Raw genomic sequence first — 18,294 nt, 5'->3', positions numbered from 1 at the left:
GTTATTTGAGCGGTTCAAAACATTTTTCTAGATCTTTATCAAGAATATAAACCTCAATCTGTTCTCCAGTTTTTGTACTAATATCTCGATGAGAGGACAGAACCTTACATTTGGTATACTGTTCCACGATTTTTTCATAATCCTGGGTGTACATTTCATGTAGCAGTGAACGCATTTGCTTAATTAATTTCTTTCCTGCATTTCGGCTGGCCAGATGTTTTTCTTCAACAGTCAGAACACCTTTAAATCGGGTAATCAGCATATCATTAATAATATACGTTTTTGCCTCTTGTGGTCCTCTCCCAATCAACTCACGCTGAAACTTGATGAAGGCAGCACTAATCTCAGCTTCAAGTTTTTTCTTAGAATTTAACATAATCCCTCCACTAATTTTGGCTATTGCTGGAATTCAGCATAATTGCTGCCTAACTTCTTGTCAATCAATTTTATGAAAATTTGTAAAAGTTTGAAAAAGTAAGAATTAATGAGAAAACAAGTGATTTGATTTGAAAAATCGTTAAAAATGAATCTATTTCATCGATTTTGGATTTATATGGTTAGTTTACCTAGTTTACAAATGTTTCTAGTTAAGCGTAAAATAAGCGACAGCATAACAATTTAATAAAGGCCAAATCTCAAAGATTTTGAGAACGGAGGACCCAGTATTTTGGGGTTAATTCTGCTTTTGCAGAAGGGATGTGAACTCTTTCGCCATCCTACCCGTCAGCTAACTTCGTCGGCTAAAGCGAAGGAGGTCATAAGACCACCTTATTTCAGGGGGCTTTTTTGTTGATTTCAGCAAAATGAGCAGCCTGTCCTTCTGTAGGTCTTTTTAGTATGCCTATATTGAAAAATTGTTCTTGGATGACTGAGCGTAAAGGAAGCCCTGCTTGCTGGACGTTAAGTAGACCAATGAGTACTTTTTCTCCAAATTAATGTTTGCTTTTGCAAATCATTCTGTTTCTGTTGCAATGAAGTTTTTTCATTGTTGAAACTCGGATCGATTTTTTGCATCGGCTGCATATCGGGGGATGAGTACGCATTGGTCTTTTTTTTATGGATTGATAGTTTGACAGTGACAATACGGAAAGGAGGTGGTGAGGTTTTTTTCATCAACTAGTTGAAAGGAGAAGGTCAAATGGATGTTGTATCCGTGCTGCTAACAGCTGTTTCTTTTTCACTCTTTTTAGGATTTATTCACTTTTGTCAAAATGTTATCGAAAAAGAGGGAGAGTAAATAATGGTTCTATTGATGATTGTCGGAGTGGTTACGTTGTATTTAGTTCATGCATTGCTTAACCCAGAAAAATATTAATCGTGACTAACGGAGGAAATGTAAATGGATTTTTTACAAATCGGTGTGGTGCTGGTATTGCTTCTTGTACTAGCGATACCAATGGCAAACTATTTAACGACTGTTTATTCCCTTGAAACGACCAAGCAAGATCGAGTATTTGGACCAATCGAACGGATTATTTATAAGCTGTCAGGTATACAAACAAGTGAAATGAACTGGAAGAAATACGCTAAAGCCTTGCTGTTTAGTAATCTCATCATGTTTATCATTTCATACCTGATCATCCGCTTTCAAGGAGTGCTGCCTGGGAATCCTAGTAATATAGCAAATATGGATCCGATACTTGCCTTCAATACGGCTGTGAGCTTCCTTACGAACACGAACTTACAACATTACAGCGGAGAATCCGGTTTATCTTATTTATCACAGATGACTGTGATTATCTTTTTGATGTTTACGACCCCAGCCACAGGGCTCGCTCTATGTATGGCTTTCTTTAGAGGGATAACAGGGCAAAAGAATATGGGGAATTTTTATGTTGATTTAGTCCGTTCCCTTACGCGGGTACTGCTGCCGTTGTCCATTCTTATAGGTTTGATACTCGTTTCCCAAGGGGTACCGCAAACGTTTAGTTCTACCGCTGCCGTGACGACCTTAGAAGGAGCTGCACAGAATATCGCGAGAGGACCAGTTGCTGCTTTAGAATCAATCAAGCATTTAGGGACAAATGGCGGTGGATTCTTCGGGGTTAACTCGGCCCATCCCTTTGAGAATCCTACTGGCTTTACTAACATACTAGAAATACTATCAATGTTTTTAATCCCTGCTGCACTGCCCTTAACGTTTGGGCGGATGGCGAAAAACAAAAAACAGGGTTGGATCCTTTTTACTGCGATGGGGTTACTATTTCTTGTCTTCCTGAGTGTGTCCTATTTTAGTGAATTAAATGGGAATCCGGCGTTAGAAAAAATAGGTCTATCACAAGAAAATGGGAGTATGGAAGGGAAAGAGGTTCGGTTTGGAATCGCGCAAACTGCTCTATTTACTGCAGTTACAACAGCGGCGACAACAGGGACAGTGAATACGATGCATGATACGCTGACCCCGCTCGGAGGACTGGTACCGCTCGCCCAAATGATGTTGAACTGTGTCTTTGGCGGTGATGGAGTAGGAACAATCAATATTGTGATGTATACGATTATGGCTGTATTTATTGCTGGGCTGATGGTTGGACGAACGCCAGAATTTTTAGGCAAAAAAATTGAGGCAAGAGAAATGAAATTAATTGCGATCGTCATTCTCCTGCATCCTTTAATCATTTTAGGACCATCGGCGATTGCGTTAGCTACTGAAATGGGTACCACAGCCATTTCAAATACGGGATTTCATGGGATTTCTCAGGTGGTCTATGAGTTTACTTCGTCAGCGGCTAACAATGGCTCAGGGTTTGAAGGGTTAGGAGATAACACGCCTTTTTGGAATATTTCTACCGGCTTAGTTATGTTGTTCGGCCGTTACCTTTCAATGATTGCCATGATCGCAGTCGCTGGTTCTTTACTCACTAAGAAGCGTGTGCCAGAGACGATTGGAACACTTAAAACAGATAATAGCACGTTCCTAATCATCCTTTTAGCCACTGTTTTAATAATAGGAGCGTTAACGTTCTTTCCCGTACTTGCCCTTGGCCCAATTGCTGAGTGGCTGACCATTAGATAACTGTTGAAAAGGAGTATTCCAGATGAGTAGAAAGAGTAAAGGGAACATCACTAGTACGATCTTGCTTGAAGCAGGCAAAGATGCTTTCAAAAAATTAAATCCAAAGTTAATGGCTCGTAATCCTGTCATGTTTGTCGTAGAAATAGGCTTTGTTATGACCTTACTGCTATCGATATTTCCATCATTGTTCGGGGGGGATTCAGACAGAGGATATAATATGGCTGTGAGCTTCATTTTAGTGCTAACGATCCTGTTTGCTAACTTTGCGGAGGCGTTAGCTGAAGGACGAGGGAAAGCACAAGCGGATAGTCTTAAGAAGACGAAACAGGACACGAAAGCAAAGGTCATCCAAAAAGATGGTTCAATAAAAGTAGTGGATGCCGCAGACTTGCGTAAAGGCGATATTGTGTTAGTGGAAGCCAATGATTTCATACCAAGTGATGGAGATATTATTGAAGGCGTCGCTTCAGTAGATGAATCAGCCATTACTGGCGAGTCAGCCACAGTCATAAAAGAATCAGGAGGAGATTTCAGTTCTGTAACAGGCGGGACAAAAGTGATTAGTGACTACATTAAAGTGAAAGTCAGCAGTGACCCAGGTGAATCGTTCCTAGATAGGATGATTAGTTTAGTAGAAGGAGCTAAGAGACAAAAAACACCTAATGAAATTGCACTCAGCACGCTGCTTGTTGGGTTGACGCTTATTTTTCTGCTTGTTTGTACCACACTAGTCCCAATTGCTTCCTATATTAATGTGAATTTGCCGACTGCTACATTAGTGGCATTACTAGTTTGCTTGATTCCAACAACAATAGGCGGTCTTCTTTCTGCGATTGGAATTGCAGGGATGGACAGAGTGACACAATTTAATGTGATTGCAAAATCTGGGAAAGCGGTAGAAGCGGCTGGTGATATTAATACGATCATTCTAGATAAAACTGGAACAATCACACTGGGTAACCGGATGGCATTTTCACTTTTGCCGGTTAAGGGGGTAACCCAGAAAGAGATGAATAGGTTTGCTGCTTATTCATCGCTGCATGATGAAACCCCAGAAGGCCGTTCCGTGGTTGATTTTGTTAAGAAGGATGGAACAGTCAAAGAGGAATTAATAAAGGAAGGATCGGAAGGAGTAGAATTCACAGCTGAGTCTAGAATGAGCGGGACGGATCTGGCAGATGGCACCAAAGTTAGAAAGGGTGCAGTTGATGCAATCAAGAAATATATCCTGCAGCAGGGAGGAAAAATTCCACTTGATTTAGAAAACATTAGTGATGAAGTCGCGTCACTTGGCGGAACACCGCTGGCTGTAGCAGAAGGAAAACGAATATTGGGTGTTATTTATTTAAAAGATACAGTCAAACCAGGCATGAAAAAACGTTTTGATGAATTACGAAAAATGGGGATAAAGACGGTGATGTGTACCGGTGATAACCCATTAACAGCGGCAACAATTGCAAAAGAAGCTGGGGTTGATGATTATATTGCTGAAGCAAAGCCGGAAGACAAAATTAGGGTGATCAAGCGAGAACAAGCTGAAGGTAAGCTTGTGGCCATGACCGGTGATGGAACAAATGATGCACCAGCCTTGGCTCAAGCGGATGTAGGATTGGCAATGAATACGGGAACACATGCTGCGAAGGAAGCGGCGAATATGGTTGATCTGGACTCAGACCCAACAAAGATCATTGAAATCGTAGCGATTGGGAAGCAGCTTCTGATGACAAGAGGTGCTTTAACTACCTTTAGTATCGCGAATGACGTCGCTAAATACTTTGCGATTATTCCAGCCATGTTTATGGTTGCTATTCCAGAAATGAAAGCCCTCAACATTATGGGGCTGGACACACCGCAAAGTGCCATATTAGCGGCTTTGATATTTAATGCATTGATTATTCCCCTATTAATTCCATTAGCCATGAAAGGGGTAAACTATGTTCCGATGAATGCCTCCAAATTGTTAACCAAGAATCTATTTATTTATGGATTGGGTGGAGTAATCGTTCCTTTTATCGGTATCAAAGTAATTGACTTACTGCTTGTATTAGCTGGATTATCTTAATCTTATAAAAAGGTGTGGTATGCATGTTAAAAAGTATCCGTTTAGTTTTCGTCTTGCTCGTCATTTGCGGGTTAGCTTATCCGCTGCTGTTGACAGGGGTTTCCCAAGTAATAATGCCGGCAAAAGCAGAGGGCAGTTTACTTGAAAATAAAGCAGGAGAGCTGATTGGTTCGCGGTTAATTGGTCAATCTTTTACAGACCCCGGCTATTTTCATGGTCGTGTTTCTTCTATTAATTATGATGCAGCTGGTTCAGGTACGCCTAATTATTCTCCATCGAATAAAGAAATGATAGAACGAACAAAAAGTGAGATGGTTAAATTCCTAGAGGAAAACCCAACAGTCAAACAATCAGAGATACCAGCCGATTTAGTCACTAATTCAGGTTCAGGACTTGACCCAAATATTTCTATTCAAGGAGCAGACATTCAGGTACCTCGAATAGCCAAAGAACGCGGGATTTCAGAAGAACGTTTATATGACCTTATCAATACACATAAGGAAGGCCGCTCGCTAGGGTTATTTGGAGAACCCAGAATCAATGTTTTAGAGATAAATATAGCATTAGATGAATTGTGAAAGAGTGGAGGAGAGTGATAGTTACTCTCCTCTTAACGCTGAATTGGATTAGGAGGTATGATCATGTCCCAGAACTTTCGCCGAAAATCACCTGAAGAGATTCTCCAATCGATTTCCACGATCAAAAAAGGCAGACTCAAAATCATCCTCGGAGCGGTAAGCGGCTCTGGGAAAACCTATCATTTACTCCTTGAAGGAAATGAGCTGAAAAAACGCGGGATTGATGTGGCTGTTGGTGTAGTAAGTACACTCAACAGCCCAAAAACATTAGAACAATTAGGCTGTCTAGAAGTTATTCCTTCAATTGATTGGGAGGATAATGGTCAGTTGAAACATGATTTAAATATGCAAGAAATTTACAAAAGAAATCCAGAAGTAGTGTTAGTTGACCAATTAGCCCACATTAACCGGCCTTCAGCTGAAAATCGAACTAGATTAGAAGAAGTTAAAGAATTAATTAATAATAAGATTAGTGTGATTACCACCATCAATATCTACGAATTAAAAGGGGTTAAAGAGGTTGCCGAACGGTTAATGAAATGCCCGATTAATATTCGTGAATTTGTTCCTGAAGATACATTGACGGTGGCTGATGAGGTTAGACTCTTGGATGTAACACCCGAAGCCATTTTAAAACGACTTCTAGAAGGGAATATTGAAGCAACTCATCAACAAAATGAACAGGCGCAATTATACAATAAGGATAATTTAGCTGTTCTAAGGGAACTGTCCTTACGATTTTTAGCAGGTGAAGTAGAAGAAGATTTGACGGAAATTCGAGAGCAAGAAGGATTAGTGGGACCCTCTGGAGCTACTGAACGGATTCTGGTATGCGTACAATATAATTGGAATGGGTCCCTGTTAATCAGAAGAGGAGATCAGATAGCAAAACGACTGGGCGGCGAACTATTAATCGCTTGCTTTATCGTAAAACAAAAGAATTTGACAAAAGAAGAAGAAATGTTTAAAAAATCAATGCAAAAGTTGATTCATAAATTAAAAGGAAAATTTGAAGAAGTTTTGATCGTCCGGGAAGATATCGCTGATGAAATCGTGGAATATGCTATGCAGCATTATATTACACGGATTACGCTGGGACAATCAAAAAGGACCAGATGGGAAGAAATCATTCAAGGTTCAATTATTAATCGAATCCTAAGAAAAACAAAGCATATTGACATATGCATTGTCGCAGACCGTGCCAAAGAGCATGGAGAAAGAGTGATTACGGCCATTCATTCGAGTAAGGAGAAAAACTCCTATCGAAGGTTGTCACCAGATGAAGTGAAAGAAAAAATACAAGATGTTAAAAGCGGAACACTAAAAGTATATATTGGTGCAGCCCCAGGCGTAGGAAAAACCTATACGATGCTAAGGGAAGCCAATGAATTAAGAAAAAACGGAATTGATGTTGTCATTGGGTTCTTAGAAACACATGGTCGACCTGAGACAGCTGAACAAGTCGGCATCGTAGTGACTGTACCTAGAAAACAGGTGCGATATAAACAAGTTGTATTAGAGGAAATGGATGCAGAAGCCATATTAATACGTAATCCTGAAGTAGTCCTTGTGGATGAATTAGCACATACCAATGTTCCTGGAAGTAAAAATCAAAAAAGGTATCAGGATGTTTTAGACATCCTGCATGCAGGCATTTCCGTTATTTCTACCATGAATATCCAACATATAGAAAGTTTAAATGACAGTGTAGAGCAAATTACTGGCGTACGCGTCAGAGAAGCAGTCCCCGATATGGTACTGCAGGGAGCTGATGAACTCGAACTAATAGATATTTCTCCCTATGCTCTTAGACAGAGAATGGAAGAAGGAAATATATATGCAATGGATAAAATAGAGCAGTCTCTCAGTCATTTTTTTAAAATACAAAATCTAATCGCTCTTCGTGAACTGGCGCTCCGAGAATTGGCAGATGAAGTAGATGAGCGATTAGAGTCTTTAGTAAGAAAAGGAGGTGTAAGAGGATTATGGAGGAAGGAAGAAGTCATTTTTGTCTGTGTAAATCTTAGGGCAGATTCAGAGCGTTTGATCAGAAGAGGGTTCCGCCTTGCTTATCGTCTGAAAGCGAAATGGTTTGTGGTTTATGTCAAAGATCATCCAAATCTGTCAGAAGATGAGCAGCTCAACCTCCGTAAAATTAGAAGCCTTACTGAACGCTTAGGAGGAACATTTGAACAATATACCAGTGCAAACAGACGTTTAATTATCCAAGAACTTACCCGGCAATTAGTAGACAAACAAGCAACACAAGTCATTATCGGCCATTCAGCCAGGTCAAGGTGGCAGGAAATAAAGCAGGGTTCAATTGTCGCCCGGCTGCTGAGAGAAACCAGACATCTCGATGTGTTAGTTGTGGCGGATTAACACAAAAAAACAAACGACCAGATGGTCGTTTGTTTTTTTGTTAGAAAAGGTGCAAAAAAGCCTGAAAGCCTGTTAGAACAATGCCTATAAAGAAACCGCAGACAGCTCCGTTTACACGGATCCATTGTAAGTCCTTTCCAATGCTGTTTTCCATCATATAAATGAGCGTGTCATTGTCTAACTTATCTAAGTTCTCTTGGACAAGTAAACCAATTTGTTCGTGATTATTGTCTACAAGAATCCCAATTTGATTTTTAATCCAGCCATCTAGGGCAGGCCCTTTTTCAGCTAGTTTGTTTAAGAATGAAGTAAGACCGGAGAGAAGATGATCTCTAAAGGCATCCTGTTCAACCATTGAGACAGCACTTTGTTGTAACTCTTGTAGACTTGAATGGATCATTTGATCAGGGTTCCACGTATCAAGCAGTTTGTTTCTCCACTTGTCTATCCCTTCAATGAATTCCGCGTTATCTTCGATGTTCTGCAGTTCATTCCGAATATATAGAAGTAACGCTTTTCTATTAGCATCATTTTCGGGTTTCAAGTTCGTTACTACATTGAGTAAGATATTCCTAAGAATATCTCCGAGTTTATCGGCTGTCAGTAAATTTTGAATAGACTTCAATGCAAACTGAAGAATGCCGTCTGCTTCCACCTTTCGAAGAACATTCATAGAAACACTGCCTAACTGATGTGCTGTGTCTTTATTGCGTAACCACGTATCCGCTTTATTTAAAACATAATTCAACGCTTTTTCATCAAACCTTTCCTTAAGCAGCTGTTCACTTGCTGTGTGCAGGATGTGTTTGATTTCAATGTTAGAAATCACGGATAGAAGGTGTTTTCTTAAGAAGGGTGCGGCTTTTTCAATCGGCAGATTGGTAATCATTTTCTTGATCAGCTCAACTATTCCCTTTTGAACAGCCTCTTTAGCCAATTCTCTTCTTATGATGTGAATTAGTTTTTCTGTGAAAGGAATTTGTTTTATTTTCTCTTGAATACTTTCCTTGGATAACCAATTCGTTTTTAACATGGTTACTAATGCATTCGTCATTCGCTTACGATTAGCCGGCAGGAGAGCGGTATGGGGGATGGGAATGCCCAGGGGATGACGAAATAATGCAGTTACAGCAAACCAATCCGCTAACCCTCCAACAAGCCCAGCTTCAAATCCCCCGCGTATCAGTTCTGCCCAAATGGAATCTTGAAAGGGAAGGGTGGCAAGAAAGCCGGCGATCATAATAAATAGTGAATACCTCGCAATTTTTTTTGAGGATTTCTCTTTTTTTTCCATCCATCACTCATCCTCACATGATTTGCAGATAGTATAACCTGATGAGTTTTTCCACCTGCTATTAGTTAGTCTAGTATGAAACTTGAAAAAAATAACCCCGAAATGGCCGGGGTCAAGTTATAGCTTACGCAAATGAAGGTTTCTACAACCCATTGTATGGTTTAACTAGGTTCATCTTCAATCATGAGGATCATGGTCAATTTCCCAATGTCCTTAAGTTGAAACGTAAGGTTAAAAGCTTTATTAAAGCCATACATCAAACTTTCACCGCTGATTACCGTTGGCGGAGTAATTTCCATATCAATCTTTTTATTGGATAAATGAGTAGAAAGATTGCCAGCAACCATATTCCCGAGTTCGGCCGCAAATGATTCCAGGAGTTCGTCTGACAGCGGCATATTAAACATAAATTCCCCCAGACGACCAACCGTTTCTCTATCCATTTCAATAAACAACCGGCCCAGGACGTCACCGGTCACACCTATTAGTACACCTATTGAAGCATGCTCGAGGGGTTCAACTATGATAGAAGGCTCGCTGATTTCGGTTTCAACCGGAATGACAGTATTAATGGCATGAATCGTACTATTTAAGACTGTAGTGATCTTTGTAGTTAGCACAACAAGCCCTCCCAAATTTATATAGTCTAATAATAGCAAATAAATAAATATTTGTACCTATCCATAGAGAATAAATGGGAAAAATGACGAAAAATAAGTGAGTTTTTTTCAAGATTACACTGCATAGTATTTCAAAACTAGGAAATAGTAACCATAATTACTGAAAAAGGGTGTGGGGTTTTGCCATATATTCTTTCTGCTGCACATATACAATTACCTTATTTACTTTCACAGGAAAAAGTTATGGATTTTTCTCGTGAAATATTTGGGACAGCATTTAAAGATATCGAAAGGCTCTTAAAAGCGTTTAAAAATGGGGAAGTGGAATCTCGTTATTTTGTGAATGATCTTGATTGGTATAAGGAAGACCATTCATTCGAAGAAAGAAATAATTCTTATATTGATAAAGCAACTCAATTTGGCGTGGAAGCGATTGAGAAATGCTTAGATAATCAAACCTTTTTACTAGAGTCGATTCCGATGGATGAAATCGAAGCGATTTATTTTATTTCTAGTACAGGTATGGCCGCGCCGACCATTGATGCAAGGATATTAAACGTACTGCCTGCTTCTGTTCGAACAAAACGAATTCCCATTTGGGGGCTCGGTTGTGCTGGAGGAGCAGCGGGGCTTGCTCGTGCTAGTGAATATTGCAGAGCATTTCCAAAAGCAAAGGTTCTGGTTCTCTCTGTGGAATTGTGTAGTCTGACCTTTCAAAAAAATGATGCTTCAAAGAGTAATTTAATCGGAACTTCACTATTTTCAGATGGAGTTGGATGTGTGTTGATTTGCGGCGACGAAGTGGAGCGCAAGGCCATTTCCCGGCAGAAAGGGCAGTACCGTATACTTGATTCCCAGTCCACCCTGATGTTGAATTCTCTAGATGTAATGGGCTGGGATGTAAAGGATGGACTGTATGTCGTATTTTCAAAGGATATACCGTATATTATTAAAAATTGGTTAAAGCCAACTGTAGAAGGATTTCTGCTGGAACAGAATCTGGAAATGAAGGAAATCCGGCAGTTTATTGCCCATCCTGGCGGTAAAAAAGTGATTGATGCGTATCAGGATTCACTCGGTTTTACGAGTGAGATGACGACTATTTCAATGGATGTACTTCGTGAATATGGCAATATGTCCTCAGCAACCATCCTATACGTACTTGAACGGTTTATGGAGCATGGAGCTGATCCAGGTGAATATGCTCTTGCCGCTGCACTTGGACCGGGTTTTAGCTCGGAACTTTTATTAATGAGGTGGGAACAATGATCTTTTATTTGTTTATCATTTTATTAATTGCCCAGCGTATTGGGGAACTCGTTTTAGCTCGAAACAATGAGGAACGGATGAAAAAGGAGGGAGGACTCGAATTCGGGACGTCTCATTATCCATGGATCGTGTTATTGCATCTTGGTTTTTTTGTTTCCTTGTTTGCAGAATACACCTTGCTTGATCATACACCATCCGTGTATTGGGAAATCTGGCTTTCTTTATTCTTACTTGCCCAAGTGGGGAGAGTATGGGTAATCAGCTCTCTAGGCCCCTATTGGAATACGAAGATCATCGTCATGCCCTCTGCAGAACCGGTCAGCAGAGGTCCATATAAGTATGTCAAGCATCCTAATTACATTATTGTCGCAGTTGAGATCATCGTCATCGCCTTATTGTTTAATGCATTCCTTACGGCTATTATTTTCAGCTGTTTAAATGCCTGGATGATGAGTGTTCGAATTCCAATAGAAGAGAGAGCATTGTCCAACTTAACCAGCTATACAGGGGATTATTCGAAAAATAATAAGAAATAAAAACTTCTAGTTGAAAATGATTATCGTTCGTGATAAGATTCTAATTGAAGATGAAAACTATTATCAATTAAAAAATAGATAGATGATAAATAAAAAAGGGATGGTGTTTTAATATGGTTTGGTTCTTTATTCTTGCGACGGTTATTGCATATGGGTTTGTGATGAAACATGTTTTAAACAATGTTCAGAGACCAGTTCGGAAGTTGGCTGCAGCGCCGATTAGCAGAGAGAGCGTTCGAAATCATAACTTAATTCCTGTCCACACAACCAGATAATATAATCTGGTTTTTTTTATACAAAAAAAGACGAGCGGAGCGCCTTATCAAATTGATGAGGTGCTCCGCTTTCTTACTATTCAAAATTGCCTTGCATAGTTATATAATTGTTAAGAGAAATCGTTTACAATGGAAAGAACTACGACTTGGTAAGGGGAAAGATAGATGAATACGCAAACAACAAAACAACGAGAACAACTTGCAGGACTTATGGAGTTATATCATCAGTTTCTTACTAGCGGCGATTTGGTTAATGCTGAGAAAATGAAACAGCTCCTAGTTAAACTAGTTAAGGAAGAACGAATTCTTGCTTTCTGCGGTCATTTTTCTGCAGGGAAATCAAGTATGATCAATTATTTACTGGGTGATCAAGTGCTGCCTTCAAGCCCAATACCAACCAGTGCCAATACAGTAAAGCTCCAAAAAGGTGATGATTATGCCTTAGTTTATTATCATGAAGGGGAACCTAACCTGTTTCCTGCACCTTATGATTATCAAACAGTTAAAAATTTTGCTAAAGATGGAGCAGCGATTTCGTCAATCACCATTAGTTCAAGCACCTTTCCGCTGCCGCCGACATGTTCCATTATGGATACACCAGGTATAGATTCAACAGATGATGCTCATCGTGTATCCACGGAGTCTGCGCTGCATTTAGCAGATGCTGTTTTTTATGTCATGGATTACAATCATGTTCAATCAGAAGTTAACTTTTTATTTACGAAGGATTTAATGGATGAAGGGAAAAAGGTCTACCTGATAGTCAATATGATTGATAAACATGATGAAGCAGAAATTACGTTTGTAGATTTTAAAAAATCAGTAGAGAACGCGTTTGCAAATTGGAATGTCTATCCAGAAAAAATATATTACACTTCTGTCCGTGATTTAGAGAATCCGAATAATCAACTAGATGAAGTACGTGAGTTCATCTTCAAGAGTGCTGAAAATGGGGAGCAAAACACAAACGACTCAGCGCTATTATCAGCTCAGCGTTTAATTAACCGTCATGTACTAACAGTCAAGGACGAATTTGATGAGGCTTTTGCAGACGATTTGGAGCCTTTATTTGAATTGCCTAGTGAAGAAAGATCGGTTATAGAGAGCAATGTAAGCAGCCTTATGCAGGAAAGAGAAAAGCTGGGTGGAACGACAACGGCCATTGAACGTTCTTTTACACGCAGTCTCGAAGTGATCTTGAAAAACGCATATCTCATGCCTGCACCGACACGAGAACTGGCGAAAGATTTTCTAGAAGCTCATCAGCCAGACTTTAAAATCGGGTTATTTTTTGCCAAGAAAAAAACGGAAAGTGTTAAAGAAGAACGATTGAAAGCGTTTGAAGCTGATTTACAGGAGAAAGTTAAAACTCAGTTGGAGTGGCATATCAAGGAGCTTGCTGGTAAAACATTAATTGAGGCGAAACTGCACGATGCGGAGTGTGAGAGAGCTGCACAATCGCTGTCTATCCAGCTATCTGCTGATTTCTTATTGAATACACTTAAGTCAGACGTAAACAGTAGTGGAGAGTTTGTCCTGAATTATACAAAAGACCTTGCTGAATTGTTGAAAAAAGAAGCTAAACGAGCAGCTGATTCCTTTTTAGATATGATGAAACAAAAGCTCTTACAAGTAAATGTAACTCGTCTCGGGGCACTATCAGAACAGCTTGCCGAGTACACTGAGTTTGAGCATGCCCTTAAATTGATACATCAGAAAGATATGGAAGCTCACGCAGTCAAACAACATCTCGAAGAAATTTTATACGGAAACATGGCTTCAGCATCTAATATTGAGCTATTGCTGCGTGAATGGACAGAGGAAGAAACAGCGATTACCATTCATTCGGATGTTTCTATAAAGGAAGACGCAAAACAAAAACCGAAAGAATCTGTCACTGCTGTAAGGATAGCAGCAACGGAGAAGGTTCAAGTAAGAGGAAAAGGTAAATTACAAGAAACTGCTGATCATCTTCGTCAGGTATCAAGCTGGGTGCAGCCTTTAACTGGATTTCACACCCTTTACCGTGAGTTAGTTGAGAAAGCGGAACGTCTTGAAAAGCAAACCTTTACGGTCGCTCTATTTGGCGCGTTTAGTGCCGGGAAATCCTCATTTGCTAATGCACTAATTGGTGAATCCGTTCTTCCTGTATCACCGAATCCGACTACGGCGGCAATTAATAAGATTCAAGCAGCTGACCATAATCATGATCATGGAACAGCAAATGTGACACTTAAAACAGCTGACATGCTGCTTGAGGATGTTTCAATTGCTCTGGATGCTTTTGGGCAAAAAGCTGTATCGCTGGATTCTGCTTACGAAACCGCTGCTCGTTTACTCAATGAAACAAGTATTGATAAAGGAAAGACGCATTTATCTTTCCTCAGAGCATTTGTTCAAGGCTATCCTGAGCACAGCGGAGATTTAGGTACAACAATAACCGTTGACTTAACAGGCTTTAAAGCTTACGCCGCAGAAGAAGCAAAGTCCTGTTTTGTTGATTTAATTGACTTGTATTACGACTGCGCCCTTACCAAGCAAGGGATGGTGCTAGTTGATACACCGGGGGCAGATTCAATCAATGCGCGTCATACGGGTGCTGCCTTTGAATACATCAAAAATGCGGATGCAATCCTTTTTGTGACGTATTATAATCATCCGTTTTCAAAGGCAGACCGGGAATTCCTCATACAACTCGGACGTGTTAAGGATTCCTTTGCCATGGATAAAATGTTTTTTGTAGTTAATGCAGTCGATTTGGCTCAGGATGCTGAAGAACTAGATGAAGTAATTGACTATGTACAAACTCAACTTGGTGGATTCGGAATTCGTTTTCCTAAATTATTTCCTGTTACAAGTAAAGGGGCTCTTGTAGAAAAACAAGGTGCACAATCTTTCTCCCATCATTTTTTACAGGATAGCGGGATGAAGCATTTTGAAAACGTATTTCATGCGTTTATTGAACAAGATTTAACGAATTTGGCTATCGTATCTGCAATGGCAGCAATCGCTAGAACCGAAACCCTGCTGCAAGAAGTAGTAACGACGTCTAAACAAGATGAAGCATCTAAGGCTGCGGCACTTCGCCAGTTAGCTAAGGATTATCAACAAATCCTTCAAACAGCTGCTGACATACAAGATGATGCAGAACAGCAAAAACTAAGGAAAGAAATAGATGAATTAATTTATTATAGTAAGCAACGCGTGTTCTTCCGATTTGCTGACTTTTTTAAAGAATCTTTTAACCCAGCGGTCATTAAAGAAGGAGAAGACCTTAAAGCTGTACTTCGTGAAGCGCTTCGGAATTTTTTAAACGCAATCGGTTTCGATTTTGGGCAAGAAATGAGAGCAACTTCCTTTAGAACGGAAATGACTGTTCATAAGTTGGTGAGAGAAAAACAAGCTTCCTTTATAGAACAGGCTCAACGTGTTAAAAAAACAGTAACCTTACAGCCATATGATCCTGAGAAAAAAGAAACACTTGAATTTCAACCAGCCTTTCATAATCTTTCCGATCAAGAGTTTAGAAAAGAACTAGGGTTGTTTAAAAATCCAAAAGCTTTCTTTGAAAAAAATGAAAAAGTTATCATGAGCCAGGCACTTCAGGAACGCTTAGATCCCTTAGCGCTTGCCTATGTAAATGAACAGGGGAATCGTCTATATGAAGAGTATTCCGTGCATCTTCACAATGAAATAGCGTCTCTTAAGGAGGCGACGATGGCAGAAACGGAGGATATATTCGCCGGACTGAAGGCGGGCTTGGAAGAAACCGTTGATGCTGACTATTTCGAGGACATAATCGAGAAGGTTCAACAGATCGTACAGGACTAAGTAGTAAAGGGGAATGAAGATGATTCTTAATGCACATGAAGTAATGGAAAAACTGAATGAACCGAATGTTAGACTTGTTGATTGCCGGTTTGCACTTGGTAAGCCTGACATGGGAAAAATCGAATATGATCGTGATCATATTTCTTCGGCTGTGTTCTTTGATTTGGAGCGTGATTTATCTGGAAGCGTTCAGGTTCACGGCGGGAGACATCCTATACCTGACATCAGCGTACTAAAAAAAAGATTAGAGGATTCAGGTATTAGTCGTTCGACCACTGTCATTGCTTATGATGATGGACACTCTGCAGGGGCTGCTCGTTTCATCTGGATCTTGATGTATCTGGGTCATTCTAACGTGTTTCTTCTAAACGGCGGTTATTCAGCTTGGAAAGAAAGCAATTATCCAATTACAAGTGACATTCCTTCATTCAACCGAGTTGATTTTCTTGTCGAGATTAATGAAAATCTAGCGGCAAGTTATGATGAGGTTGTTCGCCTCACGCAAAACGATTCCAAAACCGTTCTGATTGATTCAAGAGAAAATCAACGGTATATAGGACGTGAGGAACCCATTGATAAAAAAGCTGGACATATACCTGGTGCCATCAACTATTATTGGGAAGATTCCTTTAGCAATGGATACTTTCTACCAAGAGAAGAGCAGAAAAAGCGTTTTAGACAATTAGATCCCAATCAAGAAGTTATTGTGTATTGTGGATCGGGTATCACTGCAGCGGCTAACTTTATGGCTCTAAAGGAAGCAGGGTTTAAACGTGTGAAACTCTATACGGGCAGCTTTAGTGATTGGATTTCTTATGAAGATAATCCAGTCATTACTGATGTTTAAATAGAATGAATAGGATGAAAAAACTCCCTTTCAGAGATTCTTATGATAAGATACTAGCAGACAATCTTTTGAGGTGAGTAAACGTGAAATTGGATGAAAACAATCAGATGCCTTCCTTCATGCTTGTTGATGGAATGGCCCTTTTATTTAGAGCATTTTATGCAACAGCCGTTACCGGCCAGTTCATGATTAATTCAAAAGGCCTGCCGACAAACGCGGTCCAAGGTTTTTTAAAGCATATGCTTACAGCAGTCAACCATTTCTCACCAAGCCACGTAGCGGTTTGTTGGGATATGGGAAGCAAAACGTTTCGTAACGAGCTTTTCCCAGAGTATAAAGCCAATCGTTCAGCTGCTCCAGTGGAAATGATTCCACAATTTGATTTAGTGAAAGAAGTAGTGGAGGCCTTTGATATTCCTAACATCGGCCTCACGGGGTTTGAAGCGGACGATTGCATTGGTACTATTGCTAAAGCTTCACAAAGCCATAGTCACGTATCTATTTTGACCGGGGATCAAGACATGCTTCAATTAATAGAAGATCGTATTTCGGTTATTTTACTGCGTAAGGGCTTTGGTAATTACGAAGTGCATGATCATGATAGCTTTTTCACTTGGAAAGGCATAACCCCTGCCCAAATGGTCGATTTAAAGGCTCTAATGGGAGATACAGCGGATAACTACCCTGGTGTCAAAGGCATAGGTGAAAAAACCGCACTAAAGCTGCTCATTGAATACGGGACGATTGAAGGGATTCTCGAAAATCTGCAAAATCTAACGAAAACACAGCGGACTAAAATAGAAGATGCTGTCGAAATGCTGCACCTATCTAGAAGTCTAGCGGCCATTAAATGCGATGTACCGATCGCCTGCCCTTTAGAGACATCTGTGTTTAGATATGATAAGGAACGTGTTACGAAAATGGCTGAAACTCATGAATTAAAAGGTCTTCAACGCTTGTTAGTCTAAAATAACGAAAGAGGCTGTCCGCAGGTTTGGACAGCCTTTTGGCTTTTTTTAGGTAGGGGGTAGCGGAGAGTTGTATTAGTCTATCTTTTCGTATTGGAATATTTAGCTTTGTTTTCTAATTCGCTTTTTGGACTAGTGTCACCTTGGATATTTCCTTGCGGCGGGACTCCGCTTCTGCTTTTATTGCCGCGATTTTTATGTTTAGGCATGATAGACACCTCCTCAGTACTTACTATTTACAAGAAATGTGTATCGAATGCGAAATTTGTCGATAAATTAATAGGCAAAAACGGTTAGATAAGGTAATATGTAGGAGGAAATAGCTGCAAAGGAGGACAGATTTGTGGACTATTCAGTAGAAGAGTATGTTTCTTTTTTGGAAACGAAAGGCTTTACATTTGGTGAAGATGCCATCGGTTTTATTTTCTTTGGTAAACGTTATACAGAAGCGAGTGATATTCTTGTTAACATTGCGATCGAAATTACGTTAAAAGCTCAAAAGAATTTTGATGGCAGTTTTTATGTATCTTTACTTGAAAATTTAAAGCAAAAAAATATTACGAACAAACCCCAGGCGGAAGCGTATGCCCGGGAGCTTGGATTATTGAGCTAATGCAAG

At 39.9% G+C, this 18,294-nt stretch carries 16 protein-coding genes and 1 riboswitch; of the genes, 12 read left to right on the top strand and 4 right to left on the bottom strand.

Translation table 11 applies throughout. The annotated features are described in order from the left end of the window. Nucleotide 1: 1 nt before the first annotated feature. Complete coding sequence (locus tag MHI18_RS04415) at nt 2-376, bottom strand: DUF2294 domain-containing protein (RefSeq protein ID WP_340846198.1); 375 nt, start codon at nt 374-376, stop codon at nt 2-4. 240 nt (nt 377-616) lie between these two features. Next, nucleotides 617-757, top strand: a riboswitch (cyclic di-AMP (ydaO/yuaA leader). 483 nt (nt 758-1,240) lie between these two features. On the opposite strand from MHI18_RS04415, the gene MHI18_RS22125 reads away from it, so the two are divergent. From MHI18_RS22125 to MHI18_RS04395, 5 genes are all read left to right on the top strand, one after another. After that, nucleotides 1,241-1,315, top strand: coding sequence for a potassium-transporting ATPase subunit F (locus MHI18_RS22125; RefSeq protein WP_445669982.1), 75 nt, complete (start codon nt 1,241-1,243; stop codon nt 1,313-1,315). A gap of 24 nt (nt 1,316-1,339) precedes the next feature. Further along, nucleotides 1,340-3,013, top strand: coding sequence for a potassium-transporting ATPase subunit KdpA (gene kdpA, locus MHI18_RS04410; RefSeq protein ID WP_340846197.1), 1,674 nt, complete (start codon nt 1,340-1,342; stop codon nt 3,011-3,013). A 22-nt stretch (nt 3,014-3,035) separates the two neighbouring features. Next, nucleotides 3,036-5,075 carry a potassium-transporting ATPase subunit KdpB gene (gene kdpB / locus MHI18_RS04405; protein WP_340846196.1) on the top strand — a complete coding sequence of 680 codons (2,040 nt, stop codon included), beginning with the start codon at nt 3,036-3,038 and terminating at the stop codon, nt 5,073-5,075. Between the two features lie 23 nt (nt 5,076-5,098). After that, on the top strand, nt 5,099-5,653 hold the full coding sequence (gene kdpC / locus MHI18_RS04400; protein ID WP_340846195.1) for a potassium-transporting ATPase subunit KdpC: 555 nt from the start codon (nt 5,099-5,101) through the stop codon (nt 5,651-5,653). 63 nt (nt 5,654-5,716) lie between these two features. Beyond that, on the top strand, nt 5,717-8,035 hold the full coding sequence (locus MHI18_RS04395) for a universal stress protein (protein ID WP_340846194.1): 2,319 nt from the start codon (nt 5,717-5,719) through the stop codon (nt 8,033-8,035). 40 nt (nt 8,036-8,075) lie between these two features. On the opposite strand, the gene MHI18_RS04390 is transcribed toward MHI18_RS04395, so the two are convergent. Both MHI18_RS04390 and MHI18_RS04385 read right to left on the bottom strand, forming a co-directional pair. Then, a complete protein-coding gene (locus MHI18_RS04390; RefSeq protein WP_340846193.1) occupies nt 8,076-9,329 on the bottom strand; it encodes a DUF445 domain-containing protein in 1,254 nt (417 codons plus the stop codon). Between the two features lie 161 nt (nt 9,330-9,490). Then, entirely contained in the window at nt 9,491-9,949 is a 459-nt protein-coding gene (locus tag MHI18_RS04385; RefSeq protein ID WP_340846192.1) for a chemotaxis protein CheX, read from the bottom strand. Between the two features lie 180 nt (nt 9,950-10,129). Between MHI18_RS04385 and MHI18_RS04380 the strand changes: the two genes are divergently transcribed. The 6 genes from MHI18_RS04380 to MHI18_RS04355 all read left to right on the top strand — a co-directional run bounded on the left by MHI18_RS04380 (nt 10,130) and on the right by MHI18_RS04355 (nt 17,675). Then, entirely contained in the window at nt 10,130-11,218 is a 1,089-nt protein-coding gene (locus MHI18_RS04380; protein ID WP_340846191.1) for a type III polyketide synthase, read from the top strand. Next, on the top strand, nt 11,215-11,754 hold the full coding sequence (locus tag MHI18_RS04375; RefSeq protein WP_340846190.1) for an isoprenylcysteine carboxyl methyltransferase family protein: 540 nt from the start codon (nt 11,215-11,217) through the stop codon (nt 11,752-11,754). The genes MHI18_RS04380 and MHI18_RS04375 overlap by 4 nt, the downstream gene beginning before the upstream one ends. Nucleotides 11,755-11,867: 113 nt before the next feature. Beyond that, on the top strand, nt 11,868-12,029 hold the full coding sequence (locus MHI18_RS04370; protein WP_340846189.1) for a hypothetical protein: 162 nt from the start codon (nt 11,868-11,870) through the stop codon (nt 12,027-12,029). A gap of 165 nt (nt 12,030-12,194) precedes the next feature. Further along, on the top strand, nt 12,195-15,860 hold the full coding sequence (locus tag MHI18_RS04365; protein WP_340846188.1) for a dynamin family protein: 3,666 nt from the start codon (nt 12,195-12,197) through the stop codon (nt 15,858-15,860). Nucleotides 15,861-15,879: 19 nt separating this feature from the next. Then, on the top strand, nt 15,880-16,707 hold the full coding sequence (locus MHI18_RS04360; protein ID WP_340846187.1) for a sulfurtransferase: 828 nt from the start codon (nt 15,880-15,882) through the stop codon (nt 16,705-16,707). A gap of 107 nt (nt 16,708-16,814) precedes the next feature. Then, nucleotides 16,815-17,675 (top strand): 5'-3' exonuclease, encoded by an 861-nt coding sequence (locus tag MHI18_RS04355; protein ID WP_340847567.1) that lies wholly within the window; start codon nt 16,815-16,817, stop codon nt 17,673-17,675. An 80-nt stretch (nt 17,676-17,755) separates the two neighbouring features. Here the strand turns inward: MHI18_RS04355 and MHI18_RS04350 are convergent, their stop codons facing one another. After that, on the bottom strand, nt 17,756-17,884 hold the full coding sequence (locus MHI18_RS04350; RefSeq protein WP_340846186.1) for a small, acid-soluble spore protein L: 129 nt from the start codon (nt 17,882-17,884) through the stop codon (nt 17,756-17,758). Between the two features lie 134 nt (nt 17,885-18,018). Between MHI18_RS04350 and MHI18_RS04345 the strand changes: the two genes are divergently transcribed. After that, a complete protein-coding gene (locus tag MHI18_RS04345; protein ID WP_340846185.1) occupies nt 18,019-18,288 on the top strand; it encodes a DUF6123 family protein in 270 nt (89 codons plus the stop codon). Nucleotides 18,289-18,294 lie beyond the last annotated feature (6 nt).

This window comes from Peribacillus sp. FSL H8-0477 (genome assembly GCF_038002765.1).
GTDB lineage: Bacteria > Bacillota > Bacilli > Bacillales > DSM-1321 > Peribacillus.
Note: the sequence above shows the minus strand (reverse complement) of the source record. Positions and strands in the feature narration are given on the sequence as shown.